The organism is Streptomyces sp. NPDC111606 (genome assembly GCF_055656945.1).
The window spans coordinates 533,602-555,894 of sequence record NZ_JBVKBY010000001.1 but is presented as its reverse complement, the minus strand read 5'-3'; the positions used below and the strand labels follow the sequence as shown (position 1 = coordinate 555,894).

Annotated in this window: 16 protein-coding genes; 4 read left to right on the top strand and 12 right to left on the bottom strand. The window is 71.8% G+C overall.

Annotated elements, in window-relative coordinates; translation table 11 throughout:
• Window positions 1-42 precede the first annotated feature (42 nt).
• Both ACZ7M7_RS02525 and ACZ7M7_RS02520 read right to left on the bottom strand, forming a co-directional pair.
• Window positions 43-1,425, bottom strand: coding sequence for an NAD(P)/FAD-dependent oxidoreductase (locus ACZ7M7_RS02525; RefSeq protein ID WP_383596306.1), 1,383 nt, complete (start codon window positions 1,423-1,425; stop codon window positions 43-45).
• A gap of 202 nt (window positions 1,426-1,627) precedes the next feature.
• The gene (locus ACZ7M7_RS02520) at window positions 1,628-2,527 is read right to left on the bottom strand and encodes a TIGR01777 family oxidoreductase (RefSeq protein WP_472112009.1); all 900 of its coding nucleotides are present in this window, start codon (window positions 2,525-2,527) and stop codon (window positions 1,628-1,630) included.
• A gap of 71 nt (window positions 2,528-2,598) precedes the next feature.
• Here ACZ7M7_RS02520 and ACZ7M7_RS02515 point away from each other — a divergent pair, with 71 nt between their 5' ends.
• Complete coding sequence (locus ACZ7M7_RS02515) at window positions 2,599-3,096, top strand: GNAT family N-acetyltransferase (RefSeq protein WP_472112006.1); 498 nt, start codon at window positions 2,599-2,601, stop codon at window positions 3,094-3,096.
• 18 nt (window positions 3,097-3,114) lie between these two features.
• Here ACZ7M7_RS02515 and ACZ7M7_RS02510 read toward each other — a convergent pair whose 3' ends face one another.
• Window positions 3,115-4,299, bottom strand: coding sequence for a MarP family serine protease (locus ACZ7M7_RS02510; RefSeq protein WP_383596315.1), 1,185 nt, complete (start codon window positions 4,297-4,299; stop codon window positions 3,115-3,117).
• Between the two features lie 820 nt (window positions 4,300-5,119).
• On the opposite strand from ACZ7M7_RS02510, the gene ACZ7M7_RS02505 reads away from it, so the two are divergent.
• Complete coding sequence (locus tag ACZ7M7_RS02505; RefSeq protein WP_472113871.1) at window positions 5,120-5,875, top strand: peptidoglycan recognition protein family protein; 756 nt, start codon at window positions 5,120-5,122, stop codon at window positions 5,873-5,875.
• Between the two features lie 713 nt (window positions 5,876-6,588).
• Here ACZ7M7_RS02505 and ACZ7M7_RS02500 read toward each other — a convergent pair.
• Window positions 6,589-7,719 (bottom strand): lipid II:glycine glycyltransferase FemX, encoded by a 1,131-nt coding sequence (locus ACZ7M7_RS02500; protein ID WP_472112003.1) that lies wholly within the window; start codon window positions 7,717-7,719, stop codon window positions 6,589-6,591.
• 204 nt (window positions 7,720-7,923) lie between these two features.
• On the opposite strand from ACZ7M7_RS02500, the gene ACZ7M7_RS02495 reads away from it, so the two are divergent.
• Window positions 7,924-8,142 carry a hypothetical protein gene (locus ACZ7M7_RS02495; protein ID WP_472112000.1) on the top strand — a complete coding sequence of 73 codons (219 nt, stop codon included), beginning with the start codon at window positions 7,924-7,926 and terminating at the stop codon, window positions 8,140-8,142.
• Between the two features lie 31 nt (window positions 8,143-8,173).
• Here the strand turns inward: ACZ7M7_RS02495 and ACZ7M7_RS02490 are convergent, their stop codons facing one another.
• From ACZ7M7_RS02490 to ACZ7M7_RS02455, 8 genes are all read right to left on the bottom strand, one after another.
• Window positions 8,174-8,692 (bottom strand): DUF4240 domain-containing protein, encoded by a 519-nt coding sequence (locus ACZ7M7_RS02490; protein ID WP_383597639.1) that lies wholly within the window; start codon window positions 8,690-8,692, stop codon window positions 8,174-8,176.
• 114 nt (window positions 8,693-8,806) lie between these two features.
• Window positions 8,807-9,781, bottom strand: a complete 975-nt coding sequence (locus ACZ7M7_RS02485) for a helix-turn-helix transcriptional regulator (RefSeq protein WP_383623989.1) — start codon at window positions 9,779-9,781, stop codon at window positions 8,807-8,809.
• A gap of 135 nt (window positions 9,782-9,916) precedes the next feature.
• Window positions 9,917-12,619 (bottom strand): pyruvate dehydrogenase (acetyl-transferring), homodimeric type, encoded by a 2,703-nt coding sequence (aceE, locus tag ACZ7M7_RS02480; protein WP_383623987.1) that lies wholly within the window; start codon window positions 12,617-12,619, stop codon window positions 9,917-9,919.
• Window positions 12,620-13,184: 565 nt separating this feature from the next.
• A complete protein-coding gene (locus ACZ7M7_RS02475) occupies window positions 13,185-13,316 on the bottom strand; it encodes a hypothetical protein (protein WP_369270561.1) in 132 nt (43 codons plus the stop codon).
• A gap of 669 nt (window positions 13,317-13,985) precedes the next feature.
• Window positions 13,986-14,618, bottom strand: coding sequence for a GntR family transcriptional regulator (locus tag ACZ7M7_RS02470; RefSeq protein WP_383596331.1), 633 nt, complete (start codon window positions 14,616-14,618; stop codon window positions 13,986-13,988).
• Between the two features lie 210 nt (window positions 14,619-14,828).
• Window positions 14,829-16,604, bottom strand: a complete 1,776-nt coding sequence (gene sucB, locus ACZ7M7_RS02465) for a 2-oxoglutarate dehydrogenase, E2 component, dihydrolipoamide succinyltransferase (RefSeq protein WP_472111995.1) — start codon at window positions 16,602-16,604, stop codon at window positions 14,829-14,831.
• 59 nt (window positions 16,605-16,663) lie between these two features.
• On the bottom strand, window positions 16,664-18,052 hold the full coding sequence (lpdA, locus tag ACZ7M7_RS02460; protein WP_328428260.1) for a dihydrolipoyl dehydrogenase: 1,389 nt from the start codon (window positions 18,050-18,052) through the stop codon (window positions 16,664-16,666).
• Window positions 18,053-18,305: 253 nt separating this feature from the next.
• Complete coding sequence (locus ACZ7M7_RS02455) at window positions 18,306-19,847, bottom strand: leucyl aminopeptidase (protein WP_383596337.1); 1,542 nt, start codon at window positions 19,845-19,847, stop codon at window positions 18,306-18,308.
• Between the two features lie 353 nt (window positions 19,848-20,200).
• Between ACZ7M7_RS02455 and ACZ7M7_RS02450 the strand changes: the two genes are divergently transcribed.
• A complete protein-coding gene (locus ACZ7M7_RS02450) occupies window positions 20,201-22,234 on the top strand; it encodes a hypothetical protein (RefSeq protein ID WP_472111991.1) in 2,034 nt (677 codons plus the stop codon).
• Window positions 22,235-22,293: the final 59 nt, after the last annotated feature.

Here is a 22,293-nt window from a genome sequence, read left to right as displayed (position 1 = left end):
CACCCCCGCGCCCTCGAAGAGGGGCGCGGGGGTTCCCGAGACCTATGCCGCTGCCCGTAACGGTTCCGCGCGGTGCAGGGAGCCCGCCGCTCCCAGGTCCGTCAGGATCGCCGCCGCGGCCCGGTGGGCCGAGTGCAGGGCTCCCTGGACCGTGCTGGTGTCGCGGTGGTCGCCGCAGACGTACAGGCCCGCCAGGAGGCGCACCGGGCGGCGCAGGTCGTGGGGCGGGCGCATGGCGGGGACGGCCTCCGGGGTGTGGTGCACGGCGAGGGTCTCCCAGCGTGCGGTGGAGGTGCCGTAGAGGCGGGAGAGGTGCATCCGCACGGCCGTGTCGACGTCGGGCGGTGGCGTGCCGAGGACCGTCGACGACACGAGTGTGCGGCCCGCCGGTGCGCGGCTCGGGTCGATCTGACTGATCACCGCAGTGTGCGCGACCGGGCCGCCCCGGTCGGCGTCGAGCAGCAGCGAGGCACCGGTCGCCGGCGGCTCGTCGGTCGTGTGGTGGACGACGGTCACCGGGTGGAAGTCCGGTACGCGCAGGCCCGGCAGCAGTTCGGCGGCGCTCCGTGCGTCCGTCGCCAGCAGGACGGCACGACAGCGGATCTCGCCGTGCTCGGCGGTGGTCACGGACGTCGTGGCGACCGATGTGACCCGCACACCGGTGTGCACGGTGCCCGGCGGCAACGCCTGTGCCAGCAGCTCCGGCAGCGCCTCGGCGCCGCCCTCGGGCACACACATCCGTCCGCTTGCGAAGGAACGCAGCGCCAGATCCGCGCACCGGCTCGACGTCGTCAGCTCCGGGTCGCACAGCAGCGCGGCGAGCAGCGGTCGCAGGAAGCCGTCGATCGTCCGCGCCGGAACACCCCGCTCCGCGAGCGCCTGCGCGGCGGGCAACTCGGGGCGGGCCAGCAACCGTTCGACGGGCAGGCCGGCCAGCCGGGCGAGCGCGGCGCCGAGCCGGGCCTGGTCGACGGCCGTACCCAGCGGTGCGCCCGCGCGGACCCGCGGTATGGGCGTCTGTCCCGGAACTCCCCGTACGGGCCCGGTCCTCGGGGCGCTCGCCAGGGCGCGCACCGCGTGGAGTGCGCCCCTCGCGCGCCGGGCGCTCAACGGGCTCGCCACCGCGCCCGCGCGATGCCGGCGCCCGTCGCTGTGCAGCAGTACGCCCGGCGCGAAGGGGCGCAACGCCAGCGCGTCGAGCCCCGGCGTCAGCCGTAGCTCCGGATACGACGTCGACAGGAGCTGCCCGATCCGGTCGAGCCGGAACCCGTCGACCTTCTCGGTCGACATGCGGCCGCCCGGGTAAGGGGCGGCCTCCAGCACTGCGGTCCTCACTCCTGCGCTGGTCAGCCGATGTGCCGCGGAGAGTCCGGCGACCCCGGCTCCCACGATGACGACGTCCGCCTGGTACGCGGGCTCAAGCACGTGCCCCTCCTCGAGGTTGCGCGGCCGGTGGAGACGTCATGCCCCCAACTGGCTCCGGGGATACCCGAGTTCGGGTCGAGGTTAGGGCTGTGATCGGTCAAAAACAGTCGCGCATGGGCAGAGCACGGTCGCACAGTGGTCGCATACGGGCGCTCGGTGCCGCCCGGCCGATACATGGCGGGCGCCCGGCTTGACCCTTCGATTACTTGGCGGCAGCTCGGATCGCCCCCTCGATGTCCGGGAACGCGAAGGTGAATCCGGACTCCAGTAGCCGCTTCGGCAGCACCCGTTGGCTGCCCAGCACATCCCCGGCCAACTCGCCGAGTACCGTCCGCAGCACCGGCTCGGGGACCGGGAAGAGCGTCGGCCGGTGCAGGACCCGCCCCATCGCCTCGGTGATCTCACGGTTCGTCAGCGGCTGCGGCGCCGTCACATTGAACGGGCCCGACAGATCGTCCCGGTCGATCAGATGCCGGATCGCGGCCACCTCGTCGTGCAGTGAGACGAACGACCAGTACTGCCGTCCGTCCCCCAGCCGCCCGCCGAGCCCCGCCTTGAACAGCGGGAACAGCCGCCCCCAGGCCCCGCCCTGCCGGGCCACCACCAGCCCCGTGCGCGGGAACACCGTCCGTACGCCCGCCTCCTGCGCGGGTGCCGCCGCGCCCTCCCACTCCACGGCCAGTGAGGGCAGGAAGCCCTCCCCGGGCGGGGCGCTCTCGTCGACGGCCCGCTCGCCGGTCTCGCCGTAGTAGCCGATCGCGCTGCCGTTCACGAACACCCGCGGCGGCTCGTCCAGCGATGCCATCGCCTCCGCCAGCGCCGCCGTACCCTGCACCCGGCCGCTCCGGAGCTTCGCCTTGTACGCATCCGTCCAGCGCCGCGAGCCCACGTTCGCGCCGGCCAGATTGACCACGGCGTCGCACCCGGCGAGCCCGGCCGCGTCCACGTACGTGCGCTCGGGGTCCCACCGGACCTCGTCCGCCGAGCCGGGTGCACGGCGCACCAGCCGCACCACCTCGTGCCCGTCCGCGACCAGCGACCGCACCAACGCGCCGCCGATCAGTCCGGAGGAGCCGGCCACCGCGATTCTTGAAAGTTCCATGACCTCAATCCTGCCGTTGACCACATAAAACCCCGGTCGGGCTCCCGGGCTCCGGTCGTAGGGTGACGCTCATGCCCGAGTCGTACAAAGCCCGTATACGCGCTGCTCTGCTCGATGACGAGGAGGAGCTGTCCCACCTCGACCGTGTCACGTGGTCGCCGATGCACGCGGTCATGCCCGAACCGCGCCCGCCCTACCCGCCGTTCTTCTCCGAGCACCACGCCCCGGGCGACCATCTGGTTGCGGAACTCGACCGCCGTATCGTCGGCTACGTCCGCCTCGGCTTCCCCACTCCGCTCGCCTGTAACACCCACGTCCGGCAGATCCAGGGCCTCGCCGTCGCCGACGAGACCCGTGGCCTCGGCGTGGGCCGGGCGCTGATCCGGGCGGCCATGGAGGAGGCGCGCCGCAGGGGCGCACGCCGGCTCACCCTGCGCGTCCTCGGTCACAACACGCCGGCGCGCAAGTTGTACGAGTCCGAGGGGTTCGTGGTGGAGGGGGTACTGCCCGAGGAGTTCTTCCTGGACGGGCGGTACGTGGACGATGTGCTCATGGGGCGCAGTCTCTGACACCGGCACCCCAGGGCCTCATGAGGTGACGAGTTCCCCCGTGTCCACCGCCGCCGTCGCGTCGGCCGCGCGCTTGGCGTCGGCGGCGACCTCGGCGACCGTGAGGACGTAGCCGGTCCGGTCGTCGGAGGTAGAGCGGGCGAAGACGACCCCGAACACCTTGCCGTCGGTGGTCAGGAGCGGGCCGCCGGAGTTGCCGGGGCGGACGGTGGAGCGGATCGAGTAGATCTCGCGGGTGACGGTCTCGTCGTTGTAGATGTTCTGGCCGGTCGCCCGCACCCGGTTCGCGACCGTCGCCGCCTGGAGGTTCAGGTCGCCGTCCTCCGGATAGCCCGCAACGACCGCCGAGTCGCCGCGGGTGGCCTCGTCGTCGAACGACAGGACGGGGGCGCGCAGATCCGGGACGTACAGCACGGCGACGTCCCGGTCCGGGTCGAAGAGCACCACCCGCGACTCGTACGACCGCCCGACGCCGCCGACCCGCACGCTGGGCGCGTCGATGCCGGCCACCACATGGGCGTTGGTCATCACGTGCTGCGGGGAGTAGACGAAGCCGCTGCCCTCGCGGCCCTGGGTGCCCGCGGTGCCCTCGATCTTGACCGTGCTGAGCTTGGCGGCGTTCGCTGCGGCCGTCGTGACGCTGTCGCCGGAGGGCTCGGCGACCTCGGCAGTCGACTCGTTCTCGAACGGGTTGAAGACCTGCGGGAAGCCGGCTTCGGTGAGCGCGGAGGTGGCTCCGGAGAACCAGGCGGGGGTCGTGTCCGGCATCGCGTCCTGCACGGTCCCGAGCAGCCGGGAGTCCCGGATGGCGGAGGTCAGCAGCGGGGAGGAGGACGCGGCGAGAACGCTTGCGGCCACCCAGGCCACGATCAGCACGGCCACCGAGTTGGCCACGGCCCCGCCGACGCCGTCCGCCACCCTGAGCGGCCCGCGGTCCAGCTCCCTTCGCAGCCGCAGCGCCAGCCGTCCCGCCAGCTCGTGCACCAGCACCGCCGGGAGCAGCACGGTGAGCACCGCGGTCACGGTCGCCCCCGTCGTACCCGGAGTGACCAGGTCCATCATCCACGGCAGGATCCATACGCCGATCACCGCGCCGCCCACGAAGCCGGCCAGCGAGACGCATCCGGCCACCAGTCCGCGCCGGTATCCGGACGCCGCGTAGGCGAGGATCACCAGCAACAGCAGGATGTCGAGCAGGTCCACAGAGCCGCCTTTCTCTCGGACCCCTTAGTACGCGCGCGAGACGCCTGTTGATCAGTGCCCGCGCACGCATCGCCGGGAACCGGCCACGCCGCGTGCACCTGGAGAAACGCCCCGAACCCGGACGATGGTTCCACCGGGTGTCACACCACACATCGCGGGCGGACCGGATCCGTCGGACAGTAGGACCATGCGTGCCTTCCGACGGGTAACCCGAAGGGTCTTCCGAGGAACACGGGGGAGACGAAGACCACGTGCCGTACGAATACCGTGGGCTGCGGGAATGCGGGGGGTGGACCGGGGCTGGAGTGAGGCTGCGCCGGGGGACGTGCGGGGGGCTGGGGGAGGTGCGGGCCGGGATCCGTTACGGGGGGATTCGACGGGGGCTGCGCGGACAGCGGGCCTGGACGGTGCGGCGGGAGGCGCGTCGGCATCGGCCGGTGAACCGTCGGGGGACACCTCGCGGGGAGCCGACGCGGATGGTTCGGAGCAGGCTGCGGGCGGGCCCGCTACGGGACGGGTGGAGGGGGAACGGCCCGTACTGCGGGACGGGCCACCCCTGCGGGATCAACCGCCCGCGGGGGATGAGCCGCCCGTAGGCGACCAGTCGGCCCCCCAGGGGCCGTCCACCGCCGGACAGGGGCCTGCCCTCCAGGGGCATCAGGGGCAGTCGCATCTGCGACCGCGGCAGGCCGTGCCGGAACGGCAGGTCGGGCCGGTGCCCGGTGATGTGGTGCCGCAGGCCGGGGTCGGGCGGTCGTCGGCCGGTCGGTGGGCCCAGGTGCAGGCACGGAGCCGGTGGCAGCCGCTCTCGGGGTGGCGGGTGCACCCCGTCGCGTTCGCGCTGCTCGGCTGTGTGCCCGGCCTCGCCGCCGTGCTCGCGCTGGGGCTGTGCGCGAGTGGCGTCGAGCGGATCGTCGCGGCCGGCGCGCGGCCCGTCGCGGCGCGGCCCGCCGCCTCGCATCAGGCGCCCCGGCCCACCATCGTGCCGAGGTCGGCCTGGCTCGACGACGAGACCCGGCGCGCCCAGCCACCCCCGCGTTACGACGACACGGTCGTCGCCGTGTTCGTCCACCACACCGACTCGCCCAACGGCTACGACTGCGCCGACGTGCCCCGCATCATCCGGTACGTGTACGCGGGCCAGACCGGCTCCCGCGACTGGGACGACATCGGCTACAACTTCCTCGTCGACCGCTGCGGCACCATCTACGAGGGCCGCGAGGGCGGCATCGCCCGGCCCGTGACCGGCGCCCACACCCAGGGCTTCAACCACCGCACCACCGGCATCGCCGCCATCGGCACCTTCACGGCCGGCGTCCCCGTGCCGAAGGCGATGACCGAGGCGATCGCCGCGCTGGCCGCCTGGAAACTGGGGCTCTCCGACACGGACCCCCGCGCGAAGGTCCGCCTGACCTCCAGCAACAGCTACAGCCGCTACGCCTCCGGCACCACCCCGGCGTTCCCCGCCATCGCCGGCCACAACGTCGGCTACATGACGAGCTGCCCGGGCGCGGCCCTCAGCGAGCGTCTCCCGGAGATCAGGGAGACGGCGGCCCGCTTGCAGGGCAGGCACTGACACACGCGATGTCGCCAGCGCCGCCTCCGAGCCGCCGTGAGGCAGTACGGCCGAGGAGACCTCCGACGCCAGGTGCAGCCCCGCGTCAGGACAGCCGTTGGTGCGTGGGGGTGTCGCGGGTGCTGTCCCGAGTCGTGCGGCCGGGTACCGGTGCCGACCCGTGGCGCAGTGGACGCGGTCATCCGGGCGCGGTGCTCGTCCCGCCCCCCGGAGACGCGTGTGGCGGCGGCTCGTCCGCATCCGCAGGGAAGGCGCTGACGCGCGGCGTGTCCCTGCTCGCCCGAGCGGGCGCGCGCCGAGGACACCTCCGATGCCAGGCGCCGACGTCATCGTGGCACGCCCTCAGTTCGCCCCCCGAGCTGCGCGGCCGAGGACACCTTGAGGCCGGGTGCCCGGCGCCCGCGACGTACCACTCGGCGCGGCCCTCAGCCCGCCGACCGGAGATTCAGGAGGCGCAAGCCCCCTGGCCTGCAGGGCAGACAATGAACGCGCCATGCAAGCCGTACGTGATCGCGTCCCCGACCCCAACTGGCCAGCCGTGCCCCAGGCGGCCTCGGCGTGATCGTCCCGGGGCGGGCGGCACCGGTGTGACCCCGCCCCCGGGGCCGCCCTTGGCGTGATCGCCCCCGAGCCCCCGGCGTGACCCCCGCTCCGAGGGCTGCCCGCCCCGTGTGACCGATCCCAGGGCCGCCCCAGCACAATCCCGCCCCGCCTCACCGTCGCCCGAGATAGACCCCCAACGCCCGCTGCAACACCCGCCCCTGGCTCCCCACCGGCAGTTCCCACTCGCCGAGGTACTCCACCGCACGGCCGCCCGCGCCGGTCTTGAACAGGAGGCGGCCGAGGAGGCGGTCATCCTCGGTGAGGGTGGGGGTGATGGAGCGCAGGTCGTAGGTGTCGGCGCCCGCGGCCCGGGCGTCGCCCAGCATGCGCCACAGCAGGGCGCTGCTGGGGCGCAGTTCACGACCCCGGCGGCCGGATGCGGCGTAGGAGTGCCAGGCCCTGGAGCCGACGCTGATCATGAGGGCCGCGGAGAGCACCTCGCCGTCGTACTCGGCGAGGTAGAGCCGCAGCCGGTCCTCGTCCTCGGCGTTCAGGGCCGCCCACATGCGCCGGAAGTAGTCCAGCGGGCGGGCCTTGAAGCCGTCGCGGGCGGCCGTCACGGTGTACAGGCGGTAGAACTCGGGCAGGTCGGCCGCCGAGCCCCACGAGACCCGGACACCCGCCGCCTCGGCCGTGCGCAGCGACTGTTCCCAGTGCGGTGCGAGCGCGTCGCGCAGGTCGTCCACCGAGCGCCCCGCCAACGGGATCTCACAGCCGTAGCGCGGCTGACCGAGCCCGAACCCGCTCCCGTCGTCCTCCTCGCACCGTCGCCACCCCAGCCGCCGCAGCCGTTCCGCGGCGTCGAGGGCGTAACCGTCGATGCCGGCCGTGGGCACATCGCGCAGATGCCCCACCGCGCGGTCGGCGATGCCCGACGTCACGTCGGCCGCGTCCCAGTGGCGTACGACGAGCGGCGGGCCGATCCGGACCGAGAACGCCCCGATCCGCTTCAGGTGGGCGACGAGCGGGTCCAGCCACCGCTCCAGGCGCGGCGTACGCCAGTCGATCGCGGGCCCGTCGGGGAGGTAGGCCAGGTAGCGCCGGGTGCCGGGCAGGGGCCGGTACAGGACCAGCGCCGTCGCGACCATCTCGTCGCCGTCGAACCACCCCACGCTCTCCGGCAGCCAGTCGGGCTTCACATCGCCCCACTCGGGGATCTGCAGATGGCTCGCGTCGGGATACAGCCGTAGGTGGGCCAGATGCTCCTGGCGCGGTATCTCCCGCACGTACAGGCTGGTCATGGGCAGGGTGCTCCTGTTCGGTCCGGTCACCCTAAGCCGGAGATCACTCAACCGGTCAAGAGACGGAGGGTGAACCTTCCGGAAAGGCCCGCACAGGCTCAGGCCCGCACAGGCTCGCTCACAGCCTTCTCGTAGCCGACTCAACGATCTCCCCGAGGCAGCCTCCCTATCGTCATGCACACGCACTGACCGGAGGTGGGGATCATGAGCGGCAACAACGGCACGCGCCATCACAGCAGCAAGCGGGTCTGGACCGTGGTCTGCGCGGTCGCGACCGTCGTCCTGGGGCCGGCCGCCGTCACGGCGTCCGCGCTCGACCAGGCCAACGGGGCGCCGATGCACCACACGGTGAAGGTCGACCCGGCCCGGACGCAGGCGTACCTCCCGTCGGACCCCGGCCGCAGGCGGACCGCCGCGGCCTGATCCGCTCGCGCCTTCCGCCGCCCGGCCCTTCTCAGTCCTTGAACCGCTCCCACAGCTTGGGATACCGGTCCGCCAGCGCCCGTTCGTTCTCGAAGTCGACCGGCGTGCCCTCCGGCTCAGGGGGCGCGGGCGGGATGCCGAGATCCGGGGCGACGGTGCCGGTGAGCTGTTCGTAGGCCTCGTCCGCGGCGTAGCCGAGCTCCTCGGCGTCGCCGTCGAACTCCTCGTCGAAGTCGTCCAGCAGGTCGGCGAGCGAGTCGGGGTCGTGCACACCGCCCTCGTACACCTCGCGGCCCTGGCCGATCAGCCAGCACCGGAAGAAGTCGAACGCGTCGTCGCTGGCCCCGTCCAGCAGAACCCAGGCGGCGCCCCACAGGTCCCAGGTGTACGCGCGGTTGTAGCGGGCCTCGAAGTGACGGGCGAAGTCGAGCACCGACTCGGGGTCCTGCTGGAGCAACCGCTCCACAAGCAGGTCGGCCTGCTCCTCGGGGTCGCCCTCGGCGGCCTCACGGGCGCCGTCCACCAGCTCCCAGAACTCCGTCTCGTCCATCACGGGTCCAGCATCGGCCCTGCGAGGGTGGGGCGCACGTGGAGTGCGACGGATTGTTATGGGCGCACGGGCCTTGGGCCAATCGGGCAGCGCGGTGTCCGGCCGGCGTCCGGCTCACGCTCCGTACAGCGCGGCCAGCCGTATCGCGTCGTCCGTGAACCGCTCCCTCAGCGACTCCGGCGCCAGCACCTCGATCTCCGGCCCCAGCGACGCGAGCTGGGTGTGGGCGACCTCCTCGGACTCCACGGGCAGTGTCAGCGTCACCCAGCCGTCCCCGTCCGGGGCGTCCGCCGCCCGCAGTGCCTCCCGCGCGGACTGCGGATCGACCGTGTACGGCAACCGGCGCACCCCGCCCGGCGACACCCGCACCACGATTTCGGCCCGCAGCAGGGACCGCGCGAACTGCTCGGCCCGCTCCTCCCAGAAGCCCGGCAGATCGAACTCCCCGTCCCGCTCGAACCGCTCCTCACCCCGGTCCACGGCGGTGAACCGGTCGATGCGGTACACCCGGTACGAGCCGTGTCCCGCCACGCGGGCGCACAGATACCAGACCCCCGCCTTCAGCACGAGCCCGTACGGCTCCAGCTCCCGCCCGACCTCGCTCTCCCCGCGCCGGTACCGGGCCACGATCCGCCGGTCGTCCCACACCGCGTCCGCGACGACCGGCAGCAGCTCGGGCGTCTTCGGCTCCTTGAACCAGTTCGGGGCGTCCAGATGGAACCGCCGGGCGGCGGAACGGGAGGCGTCCCGCAGCGAGGGCATCAGGGCCGCCGACACCTTCAGCGTGGCGGCGGAGGCCGCGTCCTCCAGCCCCATCTCGCGCAGCGCGCCCGGAACGCCGCTCAGGAACAGCGCCTCGGCCTCACTCCGCCCGAGCCCCGTCAACCTGGTCCGGTACCCGCCGATGAGCCGGTACCCGCCGGCCCGCCCCCGATCCGCGTACACCGGGACCCCGGCCTCGGACAGTGCCTGCGCGTCCCGTGTGACGGTCCGCTCCGAGACCTCCAGCTCGCGCGCGAGTTCGGCCGCGGTCATGGAGGGCCGGGACTGGAGAAGCAGCACCATCTTGATGAGCCGGGCAGCACGCATACGGCCATCATGCCGGGGCCCACTGACAACGAACCCACCGACAACGAACCCACTGGCGACGGCCCCGCTGACGACGGCCCCAATGACAACGAAGGGGCACGGCGACCGCCGTACCCCTTCGTCCGAGCTCCTGCCTTACAGGCCGTACTTCTCGCGTGCTTCCTTCACGGCCGTCGCCTTGACCTCGCCCCGCTTCGCGAGCTGGGCCAGGGCCGCGACGACGATCGACTCGGCGTCGACGCCGAAGTGGCGGCGGGCCGCCTCGCGGGTGTCGGAGAGGCCGAAGCCGTCCGCGCCCAGCGAGGAGTAGTCCTGCTCGACCCACTGCGCGATCTGGTCGGGGACCTGGCGCATGTAGTCGGAGACCGCCAGCACCGGGCCCTCGGCACCCTGGAGCGCCTGACGAACGAACGGCATCCGCTCCTCGCCGCGCAGCAGGGCCGCGTCGGCCTCGAGGGCGTCCCGGCGCAGCTCCGTCCAGGACGTCGCCGACCAGACGTCGGCGGCCACGCCCCACTCCTCGGCAAGCAGCTTCTGTGCCCGGAGCGTCCAGTGGATCGCCGTGCCGGAGCCGAGGAGCTGGATGCGCGGGGCGTTCGCCGCCGGGGACAGGCCCGCCGACTCCGCCGTGTTGAAGCGGTACAGGCCCTTGACGATGCCCTCGTCGACGCCGTCCACGGCGGGCTTCGCGGGCTGCGGCAGCGGCTCGTTGTAGACGGTGAGGTAGTAGAAGACGTTCTGGTCCTCGCCCGGGGCCGCCTCGCCGTACATCCGGCGCAGACCGTCCTTGACGATCGCCGCGACCTCGTATGCGAAGGCCGGGTCGTACGTCAGCGCGGCCGGGTTCGTCGCCGCGATCACCGGCGAGTGACCGTCGGCGTGCTGCAGGCCCTCACCCGTCAGCGTCGTACGGCCCGCGGTGGCGCCGACGAGGAAGCCGCGGCCGAGCTGGTCGCCGAGCTGCCACATCTGGTCGGCCGTGCGCTGCCAGCCGAACATCGAGTAGAAGATGTAGAACGGGATCATCGTTTCGCCGTGCGTGGAGTACGCGGTCGACGCGGCGATGAAGTCGGCCATCGAACCGGCCTCGGTGATCCCCTCGTTGAGGATCTGGCCGTTCTGGGCCTCCTTGTAGTACATGAGCTGGTCGCGGTCGACCGGCTCGTACGTCTGGCCCTTGGGCGAGTAGATGCCCAGGGACGGGAAGAGGCTCTCCATACCGAAGGTGCGCGCCTCGTCGGGGACGATCGGCACCCAGCGCTTGCCCGACTCCTTGTCGCGGACCAGGTCCTTGATCAGGCGGACGAAGGCCATGGTGGTGGCCACGTTCTGGGAGCCGGACCCCTTGTCGAAGGAGGCGAAGGCCTTCTCGGCGGGGGCGGGCAGCGGCGCCACGGGGTGGACGCGGCGGGCCGGGGCCGGGCCGCCGAGGGCCGCGCGGCGCTCCTGGAGGTAGCGGACCTCGGGGGAGTCGGCGCCGGGGTGGCCGTAGGGGACCACGCCGTCGACGAACTGCGCGTCGGAGATGGGGAGTTCGAGCAGGTCACGCATCGTCTTGAACTCGTCCACCGTCAGCTTCTTCATCTGGTGGTTGGCGTTCTTCGACGCGAAGCCCTCGCCGAGGGTGTGGCCCTTGACCGTCTGGGCCAGGATGACCGTCGGCGCGCCCTTGAACTCGACGGCGGCCTTGTAGGCGGCGTACACCTTGCGCGCCTCGTGACCACCGCGGGAGAGGTGGAAGCACTCCAGGATCTTGTCGTCGCTCAGCAGCTTCGCCATTTCGGCGAGCTCCGGGTCCTTGCCGAAGAAGTCCTGGCGGATGTAGGCGGCGTCGCGGGTCTGGTACGTCTGCACCTGCGCGTCGGGTACCTCGCGCAGCCGGCGTACGAGCGCGCCGGTCGTGTCGAGCTGGAACAGCTCGTCCCACGCCGTACCCCAGAGCGTCTTGACGACGTTCCAGCCGGCGCCGCGGAACTGGGCCTCCAGCTCCTGCACGATCTTGAAGTTGGCGCGGACCGGGCCGTCGAGGCGCTGCAGGTTGCAGTTGATGACGAAGGTCAGGTTGTCCAGGCCCTCACGGGAGGCCAGGGCGAGTGCCGCCGTCGACTCGGGCTCGTCCATCTCGCCGTCACCGAGGAACGCCCACACGTGGGACGCGGAGACGTCCTTGATGCCTCGGTTGGTGAGGTAGCGGTTGAAGCGGGCCTGGTAGATGGCCGAGAGCGGGCCGAGGCCCATGGACACCGTCGGGAACTCCCACAGCCAGGGCAGGCGGCGGGGGTGCGGGTACGACGGGAGTCCGTTGCCGCCGGCCTCCTGACGGAAGTTGTCGAGCTGCTGCTCGTCCAGGCGGCCGTCGAGGAAGGCGCGGGCGTAGATGCCGGGGGAGGCGTGGCCCTGGATGTACAGCTGGTCGCCGGAGCCGTCCGCCTCCTTGCCCTTGAAGAAGTGGTTGAAGCCGGTCTCGTAGAGCCAGGCCGCGGAGGCGAAGGTGGCGATGTGGCCGCCGACGCCGTATTTGGAGCCGCGGGTCACCATGGCGGCCGCGTTCCAGCGGTTCCATGCGGTGATACGGGCTTCCATCGCCTCGTCGCCGGGCGCGGACGGCTCGGCGGCGGTCGGGATGGTGTTGACGTAGTCGGTCTCGAGGAGCTTCGGCAGCGCGATGCCGGTGCCCTCGGCCCGCTCCAGCGTGCGGCGCATCAGGTATGCGGCGCGGTGCGGACCGGCCGCCTTGGCGACCGCGTCCAGTGAGGCCTGCCACTCGGCAGTCTCCTCCGGATCACGGTCGGGGAGCTGGTCGAGCGCGCTCGGCTGGATGGCTTTGGGGTCGGTCATGTCGCCGCCTTCCTCAGTCGAAGGGGGTTCCCTCATCGGTAAGGGTTCGGGGGTGCCCTTTGTCTTTGGCAGGACAGGGCGGAGGGCTTGGGTGCAAGCCCGTGGGCGACTGTAACTCCCTGATCGATGATCGATCAAAGGGTGGAGGGCTAAAAGGTCCGGATACCGCGAAAATTGGCATCCGGTGCCGGGAGGGCAGGCACGCGGTGCCGCGTTTTCCCTGCTCACATGAGTTGTGGGCGGCTAGCTTGGGCGGCTTCGGCTCTCGGTGGCCTGTCCGCTCTGCTCGGCTCCGGTGCCCTGGTGCGTCATGCTCTCGTGGTCCTGGTGATGCCGAGCCGCCTGCTCGCGGTCATCACCTCGGCGGCGGCGCCGGCAGCGACCGCGACCGGCCAAGGCCATGACTCCGGCTGCGGTCATGCCGCCGAGGGCGCCGTGGAAGGCCGGCTTGCGGGGGTCAGGGGAGCATCGTCATCGCGGTGGATGCCGTGGACGCGGCCGCGGATGTCGCCGTGACCGGCTTTCATCGGCAGGTGCAGCCAGACCCGCCTGGCGGGCAATTCGCTCAGGCGTGCGCGGCCGCCGGACGCGCGCTCGTGGCGAACGCCTTCCAGAGCTGGATGGCCAGGCGCACCAGAACGGCCTCGAGGAGGGCGATCGCCACCTGGGTCAGGATCGTGCCGAGTATCTGCGGCATGGTGGCCGCCTTTCGTGTGCGTCGTGCGGGGTTACGCCTCCTTTGTCCGGGCCGATGTCATCCGGCAGGCTGCACACGGGTTGCCTGCGGGTGAACTTTCCCCAGCGCATCGACGGAGCCCCGGGCCACAGCGGGCACCAGCATCGACCCTGAGGCCGACGTCACCAGGGACCCCATGACGGCCGCCGTCACCGGGTCACGGCCCGCGTCGTCCTGGAGCGTCCGGAACACCCTGCGACGTCGTCGCCCCTGGCCACCCCGGGCCGCCGTCCCGCTGCCCCGAGCGTCCTCGGCGGACGTGCTCTCTTCCGGGGCCGCCCCCAAGCCCCTGGCCCGTCGTCCTGAGCACCGTCTCCGGCCCGCACCCACATACACGCAGCCCAGCGTGCCGTTCACCTCGGCGCGGTTCACCCCGGGTAGGCGTCGCAGGGCTGTCTCCCGCTCGCGGGGCGCGGGGATCGTGCCGGGTTGGCCCAGGCGTCGTGGCTCGATCTGTACGCCGCCGGCGGTGGGCCAGAGGCCGGGCGTGCCGGGGCGCAGCGGCGGGCCGATCAGTGGGCGTGCCGACGGTACGGACGTCAGCCTCTGTGTGACGGACCGGGCGTATGTCTGGAGCCGCGCTCGTCGCAGCGGCCCGGGAAAGAGGCGGGACGGCAGCCCCGGGCCCGGCTACTCGCCCTCGTGCCGCGGTGCGCACCCGAGTACGTGGGCCTTGACCATCTCGGCGATCCGCGGATCCCGGCGCTGGAACGCGGCCACCAGCTCCTCGTGCTCCTCCGCGTACGACTGCTGCACCGTCCCCAGCCACCGGATCGACAGGGCCGTGAACACCTCGATGCCGAGCCCCTCCCAGGTGTGCAGCAGCACCGAGTTGCCCGCCGCCCGCACCAGCTCGCGGTGGAAGGCGACCGTGTGCCGCACCTGGCCCGTGCCGTCGGAGAGGCGGTCGGCCTCGTACAGGGCGGCGACATGCGGCTCCAGGGCGGAGCAGTCCTCCGCGAGGCGGTCGGCCGCGAGTTCCGCGGCGATGGCCTCCAGGCCGGCCCGGACCGGGTAGCTCTCCTCCAGGTCGGCCGCGGTCAGACTCCGTACCCGTACGCCCTTGTTGGGCGCGGACTCGATCAGCCGCAGCGACTCCAGCTCACGCAGCGCCTCCCGCACCGGCGTCTGACTGACCTCCAGCTCGGTGGCGATCCGTCGCTCCACGATCCGCTCGCCCGGCTGCCAGCGCCCGCTGATGATCCCCTCCAGGATGTGCTCGCGGATCTGTTCGCGCAGCGAGTGGATGACGGGGGCGGTCATGAGAGCTCCTTAGGGCGCGTTTGACGTTTAGACAATAAGGCCGGGACGCTCCGACGGAGGGGCGCACGGGGGCGCTTTGGTGCAGGTGAGACGAGACTTACACGGAGACTTACCCGCCCGGTCGGCCCGACACAACGGCGATGCCCTCCCCCCGGAAGCCGGGGAGAGGGCATCGTCGTACTGGCAGACCGCATACAGCCGGCAGCGTCCTTACAGGCCGAGCTCGACCTCGAACTCGCCCGCCTCCAGGATCGCCTTGACCGCCGTCAGGTAACGGGCCGCGTCGGCACCGTCCACCAGGCGGTGGTCGTAGGACAGGGTCAGGTACGTCATGTCGCGGACGCCGATGACCGTGCCCTCCTCCGTCTCGATGACGGCCGGGCGCTTGACCGTGGCGCCGATGCCGAGGATCGCGACCTGGCCCGGCGGCACGATGATCGTGTCGAAGAGCGCACCGCGCGAACCGGTGTTGGAGATGGTGAAGGTCGCGCCGGACAGCTCGTCGGGCGTGATCTTGTTGGCGCGGACCTTGCCCGCCAGGTCGGCCGTGGCCTTGGCGATGCCGGCGATGTTGAGGTCGCCCGCGTGCTTGATGACCGGGGTCATCAGGCCCTTCTCCGAGTCCACCGCGATACCGATGTTCTCGGTGTCGAAGTAGGTGATCGTGCCCTCGGCCTCGTTGATCTTGGCGTTGACGGGCGCGTGCGCCTTCAGCGCCTGGGCCGCGGCCTTGACGAAGAACGGCATCGGGGAGAGCTTGACGCCTTCGCGGGCGGCGAAGGAGTCCTTCGCCCGGCCGCGCAGCTTCATCAGGCGCGTGACGTCGACCTCGACGACCGACGACAGCTGGGCCTGCTCGTGCAGCGCCTTGACCATGTTGTCGCCGATGACCTTGCGGATGCGCGGCATCTTGACGGTCTGGCCACGGAGCGGGGAGGCCTCCAGCGTCGGCGCCTTCTTCGCGGCGGCGGCCGGAGCGGCAGCGGCGGGAGCCGGAGCAGCGGCGGCGGCCTTCGCGGCCTCGGCGGCGGCGATGACGTCCTGCTTGCGGATACGACCGCCGACGCCGGTGCCCTTGACGGAGGCCAGGTCGACGCCGTTCTCGGCGGCGAGCTTGCGCACCAGCGGGGTGACGTAGGCGCCCTCGTCGGTCGGCTCGGCGGCGGCCGGAGCGGCCGGAGCCGGGGTGACCGGGGCCGGGGTGACCGGGGCCGGGGCGGCCGGCGCGGGAGCCGGAGCGGCGGGCTGGGGCGGAGCCGGGGCGGCAGCGGCGGGCGCGGCCGGAGCCGCGGGCGCGGCCGGGGCAGCGGCGGCGGGGGCCGGAGCCTCCTGGGCCGGGGCGGCCGCCGGAGCGGCACCCGCGGCACCGATGACGGCCAGCTTGGCGCCGACCTCGGCCGTCTCGTCCTCGCCGACCACGATCTCCAGCAGCGTGCCGGAGGCCGGGGCGGGGATCTCGGTGTCGACCTTGTCCGTCGACACCTCCAGCAGCGGCTCGTCGGCCTCGACGCTGTCACCGACCGACTTCAGCCAGCGGGTGACGGTGCCCTCGGTGACGGACTCGCCGAGCGCGGGCAGGACGACGTCCGTGCCCTCGGCGGAACCGCCGCCGGCGGCGGCCTCGGCGGTGGGCGCCGGGGCGGGAGCGGCCTGCTCGGTGGACGGGGCAGCGGCCTGCGGGGCCGGCTCCGGCTCGGCGGCCGGGGCGGGCTCGGCGGCGGGGGCCGGGGCGGCAGCGGGGGCGCCCGTGCCGTCGTCGATCACGGCCAGCTCGGCACCGACCTCGACCGTCTCGTCCTCGGCGACCTTGATGGAGGCCAGGACGCCGGCGGCGGGGGAGGGGATCTCGGTGTCGACCTTGTCGGTGGAGACCTCGAGCAGCGGCTCGTCGGCCTCGACGCGCTCACCCTCGGCCTTCAGCCAGCGGGTGACAGTGCCCTCGGTGACGCTCTCGCCGAGCGCCGGAAGGGTTACGGAAACCGCCATGGTTTCGGTTGCTCCTTACGAATTGCGGAAGTCTGAGTCGTCGCTTCGTCGACCGAGGGTCAGTCGTGCGAGTGCAGCGGCTTGCCGGCCAGGGCCAGGTGGGCCTCGCCGAGCGCCTCGTTCTGCGTCGGGTGGGCGTGGATGAGCTGGGCCACCTCGGCGGGCAGCGCCTCCCAGTTGTAGATCAGCTGGGCTTCGCCGACCTGCTCGCCCATGCGATCGCCGACCATGTGGACGCCGACCACGGCGCCGTCCTTGACCTGGACGAGCTTGATCTCGCCCGAGGTGTTGAGGATCTTGCTCTTGCCGTTGCCCGCGAGGTTGTACTTCAGAGCGACGACCTTGTCCGCGCCGTAGATCTCCTTGGCCTTGGCCTCGGTGATGCCGACGGAGGCGACCTCCGGGTGGCAGTAGGTCACCCGCGGGACACCGTCGTAGTCGATCGGAACGGTCTTCAGACCGGCCAGACGCTCCGCCACCAGGATGCCCTCGGCGAAGCCGACGTGCGCGAGCTGGAGGGTCGGGACGAGGTCACCGACGGCGGAGATGGTCGGGACGTTGGTGCGCATGTACTCGTCGACGAGGACGTAGCCGCGGTCCATGGCGACGCCCTGCTCCTCGTAGCCGAGGCCGGCGGAGACCGGGCCGCGGCCCACGGCGACCAGCAGGACCTCGGCCTCGAACTCCTTGCCGTCGGCGAGGGTGACCTTGACACCGTCGGCGGTGTACTCGGCCTTCGAGAAGAAGGTGCCCAGGTTGAACTTGATGCCGCGCTTGCGGAAGGCGCGCTCAAGAAGCTTCGAGCTGTTCTCGTCCTCGACCGGGACGAGGTGCTTCAGGCCCTCGATGACGGTCACGTCCGTGCCGAAGGACTTCCAGGCGGAGGCGAACTCGACGCCGATGACACCGCCGCCGAGGACGATCGCCGACTTCGGGACGCGGTCCAGGACGAGGGCGTGGTCCGAGGAGATGATGCGGTTGCCGTCGATCTCCAGGCCCGGCAGCGACTTCGGCACGGAGCCGGTCGCCAGCAGGACGTGGCGGCCCTGGACACGCCGGCCGTTCACGTCGACGGAGGTGGGGGAGGACAGCCGGCCCTCACCCTCGATGTAGGTCACCTTGCGGGAGGCGACGAGTCCCTGCAGGCCCTTGTAAAGGCCGGAGATCACGCCGTCCTTGTACTTGTGGACACCGGCGATGTCGATGCCCTCGAAGCTGGCCTTCACACCGAACTGCTCGCTCTCACGAGCCTGGTCGGCGATCTCGCCCGCGTGCAGCAGGGCCTTGGTGGGGATGCAACCCCGGTGCAGGCAGGTGCCGCCGACCTTGTCCTTCTCGATCAGGGCGACGTCCAGGCCCAGCTGCGCCCCGCGCAGGGCCGCGGCGTAACCGCCACTACCACCGCCGAGGATCACTAGGTCGAAAACGGTGCTGGCGTCGTTCGCCACGTCACGTCCTCCATGCATGTGCGCCTACGCCGGTCAGCGGTGACCGGTCGGCGGCTGGTGTCCGGCCGCTCTTTCTTCGGCCCTGTGGTGGGGCCCTGTCCTGCCGAGCCCCATCTTCGCACTTGTCCACACCGAACGAGACGCCGGGCCGGTGTGTGAGACGTCCCACGTTCAGTTGAGCGGGCGTGGACGGGGGCATGGAAGAGGGGGCTCCGCCCTACCCGCGCGCGGAGCCCCCTCACTCATGACAACGTCAGCCCAGGTCCCCGGCCGCCGTCAGCTCGGCGAGCCGGACCAGCGTCCGCACCGCGGACCCCGTACCACCCTTCGGCGTGTACCCGAAGGGCCCGCCCTCGTTGAACGCGGGACCGGCGATGTCGATGTGCGCCCAGGTGATGCCCTCGCCGACGAACTCGCGCAGGAAGAGCCCCGCGACCAGCCCGCCGCCCATGCGCTCACCCATGTTGGCGATGTCGGCGGTGGGCGAGTCCATCCCCTTGCGCAGGTGCTCCGGCAGCGGCATCGGCCAGGACGCCTCACCGACCTCCTCGGCCGCCTCGATCACCGCGGAGCGGAACGCGTCGTCGTTGGCCATGACACCGAACGTCCGGTTCCCCAGCGCCAGCACCATCGCCCCGGTCAGCGTCGCCACGTCCACGATCGCGTCCGGCTTCTCCTGCGAGGCCGCCCACAGCGCGTCGGCGAGCACCAGCCGGCCCTCGGCGTCCGTGTTGAGCACCTCGACGGTCTTGCCGCTGTACATGCGCAGCACGTCACCGGGGCGCACGGCGGTCCCCGACGGCATGTTCTCGGCGAGCGCCAGCCAGCCGGTGATGTTCACCCGGAGACCGAGCCGCGCGGCGGCGACGACGGCGGCGAACACGGCGGCGGCGCCGCTCATGTCGCACTTCATCGTCTCGTTGTGCCCGGCCGGCTTCAGCGAGATGCCGCCCGAGTCGTAGGTGATGCCCTTGCCGACGAGGGCGAGGTGCTTGTCCGCCTTGGCGTGCGTGTACGTCAGCTTCACCAGCCGCGGACCGGCGGCCGATCCGGAGCCGACGCCGAGGATGCCGCCGTAGCCGCCCTTGGTCAGCGCCTTCTCGTCGAGCACCTGCACCTTGATGCCGTGCTCCTTGGCCGCCGTCGAGGCGACCGCGGCGAAGGACTCGGGGTTGAGGTCGTTGGGCGGGGTGTTGATCAGGTCGCGGGCGCGGTTGAGCTCCTCGACGACGGCGGTGGCGCGCTCGATCGCGGCCTTGTGCTCCTTGTCGCGGGACTTGCCGCCGAGCAGCGCGGCCTCGGCGAGGGGAGCCTTGCCGTTCTTCTTGTCCCGGTCGCTCTTGCCGTTGTCCTTGTACGCGTCGAAGGCGTACGCCCCGAGCAGCACGCCCTCGGCGACGGCACCGATGTCGGCGGTGTCGGTCAGCGGCAGGGCGAACGCGGCCTTCTTGGAGCCGGCGAGAGCGCGGGCGGCGACGCCGGCGGCCTTGCGCAGCGCCTCGCCGTCGTAGTCGGCGTCCTTCTCGGGCGCGGCGCCCAGACCGACCGCCACCACGAGCGGGGACTTGAAGCCGGCGGGCGCGGGGAGCTTCGTCACCTCGCCCTCGGCACCGGTGGCACCGAGGGTCTCCAGGACGCCGGCGAGCTTGCCGTCGTACGCCTTGTCCACGGCCTCGGCGCCCGGTGCGACGACCGGTCCCGCGGCCTTGGAACCAGAGCCCTTGGCGACACCGATCACGATCGCGTCGGCGCGCAGGCCGGGCGCCGCGGCGGTGCTGAGAGTGAGAGCAGTCACGGTGGTGATATCTCGCTTCCAATGTGAAGTTGCAGTGGCCGATCGGTGTGGGTCGACCGGGCCCGACGGCCGACCATAGTTCCGACCTATGGGTGCGGTATCAGCGGGGCCTTCCCCGGTACGGCGAACACTCGGGACGAGCCTACGCTCGTGTGAGCGTTCGCTCATTCCTTCGGGCGTTCACCTGTCGGTGGCGTCGCGGTCATTTCTTGATTCTCGGGACCGGTGAGCTGAGTCACACTCGTCTGGTTCCGGTGAGCTGTCAGCTTGCCGCTTTGCATGATTTCCACGGATCCTCCGCCGATTCATCGCAACCGGCCACAAGAGGATCTTCTGGGGGGAAGGAACGATCAATGGCGCAGAGTGCGCACAGATGGAGAAACACGGCTGCCGTCCTTGCGGCCGCCGGTCTGCTGTCGCTGGGACTGGGAGTACCCGGCGCCGCGGCCGCGGGGGAGCCGCGCATCGATCTCAGGGTGCTGGTCGTGGACAACGGCGACGCCCCCGTCCAGGCCATCACCGCCCAGCTCAGGAGCACGGGCATCCCGTACACCACCGTCGACCTGACCGACGCCGACCGCCCGACCGTCACCGCCGCGTTCCTCAGCGACACGGTGGGCGGCACACCCCGCGCGAAGTACCAGGGCGTCGTCCTGCCCAACGAGGCGCCCTTCGGTGAGGGTTCCGCGGAGCAGACCGCGCTGGAGAGCTACGAGCGGACCTACGGCATCCCGCAGGTCGACGCCTACACCTGGGCCCACCCGGGCGTCGGCCTCGACTACACCAGCGAGGGCGGCTGGGCGGGCACCCTCGACGGGCAGCAGGCCTCGGTCACGGCCCAGGGCAAGGCGGGGTACTTCGGCTACCTCGACGGCGCCTTCGCGTTCGAGGACAACGACCCGTCCGTACTGGAGAGTTACGGCTACGTCGCCCGGCCCCGCGCGGGCTTCACCAGCTACGTCGACGTTCCCGTGCCCGGCGGGACCGGGCGCGGCAGCCTGGTCGGCGAGTACAACAACGACGGGCGCCGGCAACTGGTCGTGACCTTCGCGTACAACCAGTACCAGCAGCAGTTCCGCGTTCTGGCCCGCGGCATCGTCGAGTGGCTGACCCAGGGAGTCCACCTCGGCCAGGCCCGCAACTACTTCGCGGTGCACGTCGACGACGTCTTCGCGCCGGACGCCCGCTGGGACACCGAGCGCAACTGCACACCCGGTGACATCGACTGCGTGGGCGGTGGCGGCGAGGAGACCCCACCGATCCGCATGACGGCCGGGGACGCGGTCCGCGCCGCGCAGTGGCAGCGCGAGCAGGGCCTCAAGCTGGACATGGTCTACAACGCCGGCTCCGGCGAGGAGTGGAAGAGCGAGAACGGCGGCACCGACCCGCTCGCGAGCCAACTGCTCGCCGACAAGGCGCAGTACCGCTGGATCAACCACACCTACACGCACCCGTTCCTCGGCTGTGTCCAGGACACCTCGACCGTGCCGTGGAGCTGCGCCAAGAACGCCGACGGCTCCACGCGGTACATGAGCCGCGCGGAGATCTCGGCGCAGATCAGGGACAACCACAACTGGGGCGTCACCAAGGGGCTCCAGCTCGACCGCACGGAACTCGTGACCGGCGAGCACTCGGGCCTGAAGACCCTGCCGCAGCAGCCCGACGACAACCCCAACCTCGCCCGCGCCCTCGCCGACAACGGCGTCAAGTGGATCGCCTCGGACAACTCCCGCGAGCCCGCCCAGCGTCCGGTCGGCGCCGCGCTGACCGTGCCCCGGTACCCGATGAACGTGTACTACAACGTGGGTACCGAGGAGGAGATGGTCGACGAGTACAACTGGATCTACACCTCCACGGCGGACGGCGGCAGCGGCATCTGCGAGAACAACCCCGCCTCCACCTGCCTGGACGACCCGCTCGACACGGCCACCGGGTACGACGAGTACATCGTCCCACTGGAGGCACGCACCGCCCTCGGACACGCCATCAGCAACGACCCGCGCCCGCACTACGCCCACCAGTCCAACCTGGCCGAGGACCGGACGCTGTACCCGGTCCTGGACAAGGTGCTCGCCGACTACCGGGCGCTCTTCGCCGACAACACCCCGGTGGAGAACCTCGCGCAGAGCGCCATCGGCACGGAGCTGCAGCGCCGCGCCGCCTGGCAGTCCGCTCTCGGGAAGGGCTCCGTCACGGCGTACCGCATCGGCAACACCGTCACCGTCACCGCCCCGTCCGGGACCCAGATCCCGGTGACCGCACCGCAGGGGACCGTCAAGCAACTCCTCATCGGCACCACCGCGTTCGGGACGCCGTACGCGGGAGAGCGCTCGGCCTGGACCACGCCGGGGCTGCTGCAGACCGCTCTCAAGCTGAAGCTGCCGTAGGGCGGCCCAGCCGGACCTGAGGCGCACCCCGGCACATCTCACGACCGACCTGCCGGGGT

Coding starts and splice junctions, on each gene's coding strand:
- ACZ7M7_RS02520 (WP_472112009.1), bottom strand. CDS start 2,527: ATGGAACTTTCAAGAATCGCGGTGGCCGGCTCCTCCGGACTGATCGGC.
- ACZ7M7_RS02515 (WP_472112006.1), top strand. CDS start 2,599: ATGCCCGAGTCGTACAAAGCCCGTATACGCGCTGCTCTGCTCGATGAC.
- ACZ7M7_RS02500 (WP_472112003.1), bottom strand. CDS start 7,719: ATGACCAGCCTGTACGTGCGGGAGATACCGCGCCAGGAGCATCTGGCC.
- ACZ7M7_RS02495 (WP_472112000.1), top strand. CDS start 7,924: ATGAGCGGCAACAACGGCACGCGCCATCACAGCAGCAAGCGGGTCTGG.
- ACZ7M7_RS02490 (WP_383597639.1), bottom strand. CDS start 8,692: ATGGACGAGACGGAGTTCTGGGAGCTGGTGGACGGCGCCCGTGAGGCC.
- ACZ7M7_RS02485 (WP_383623989.1), bottom strand. CDS start 9,781: ATGCGTGCTGCCCGGCTCATCAAGATGGTGCTGCTTCTCCAGTCCCGG.
- aceE (WP_383623987.1), bottom strand. CDS start 12,619: ATGACCGACCCCAAAGCCATCCAGCCGAGCGCGCTCGACCAGCTCCCC.
- ACZ7M7_RS02475 (WP_369270561.1), bottom strand. CDS start 13,316: ATGCCGCAGATACTCGGCACGATCCTGACCCAGGTGGCGATCGCCCTC.
- ACZ7M7_RS02470 (WP_383596331.1), bottom strand. CDS start 14,618: ATGACCGCCCCCGTCATCCACTCGCTGCGCGAACAGATCCGCGAGCAC.
- sucB (WP_472111995.1), bottom strand. CDS start 16,604: ATGGCGGTTTCCGTAACCCTTCCGGCGCTCGGCGAGAGCGTCACCGAG.
- ACZ7M7_RS02450 (WP_472111991.1), top strand. CDS start 20,201: ATGGCGCAGAGTGCGCACAGATGGAGAAACACGGCTGCCGTCCTTGCG.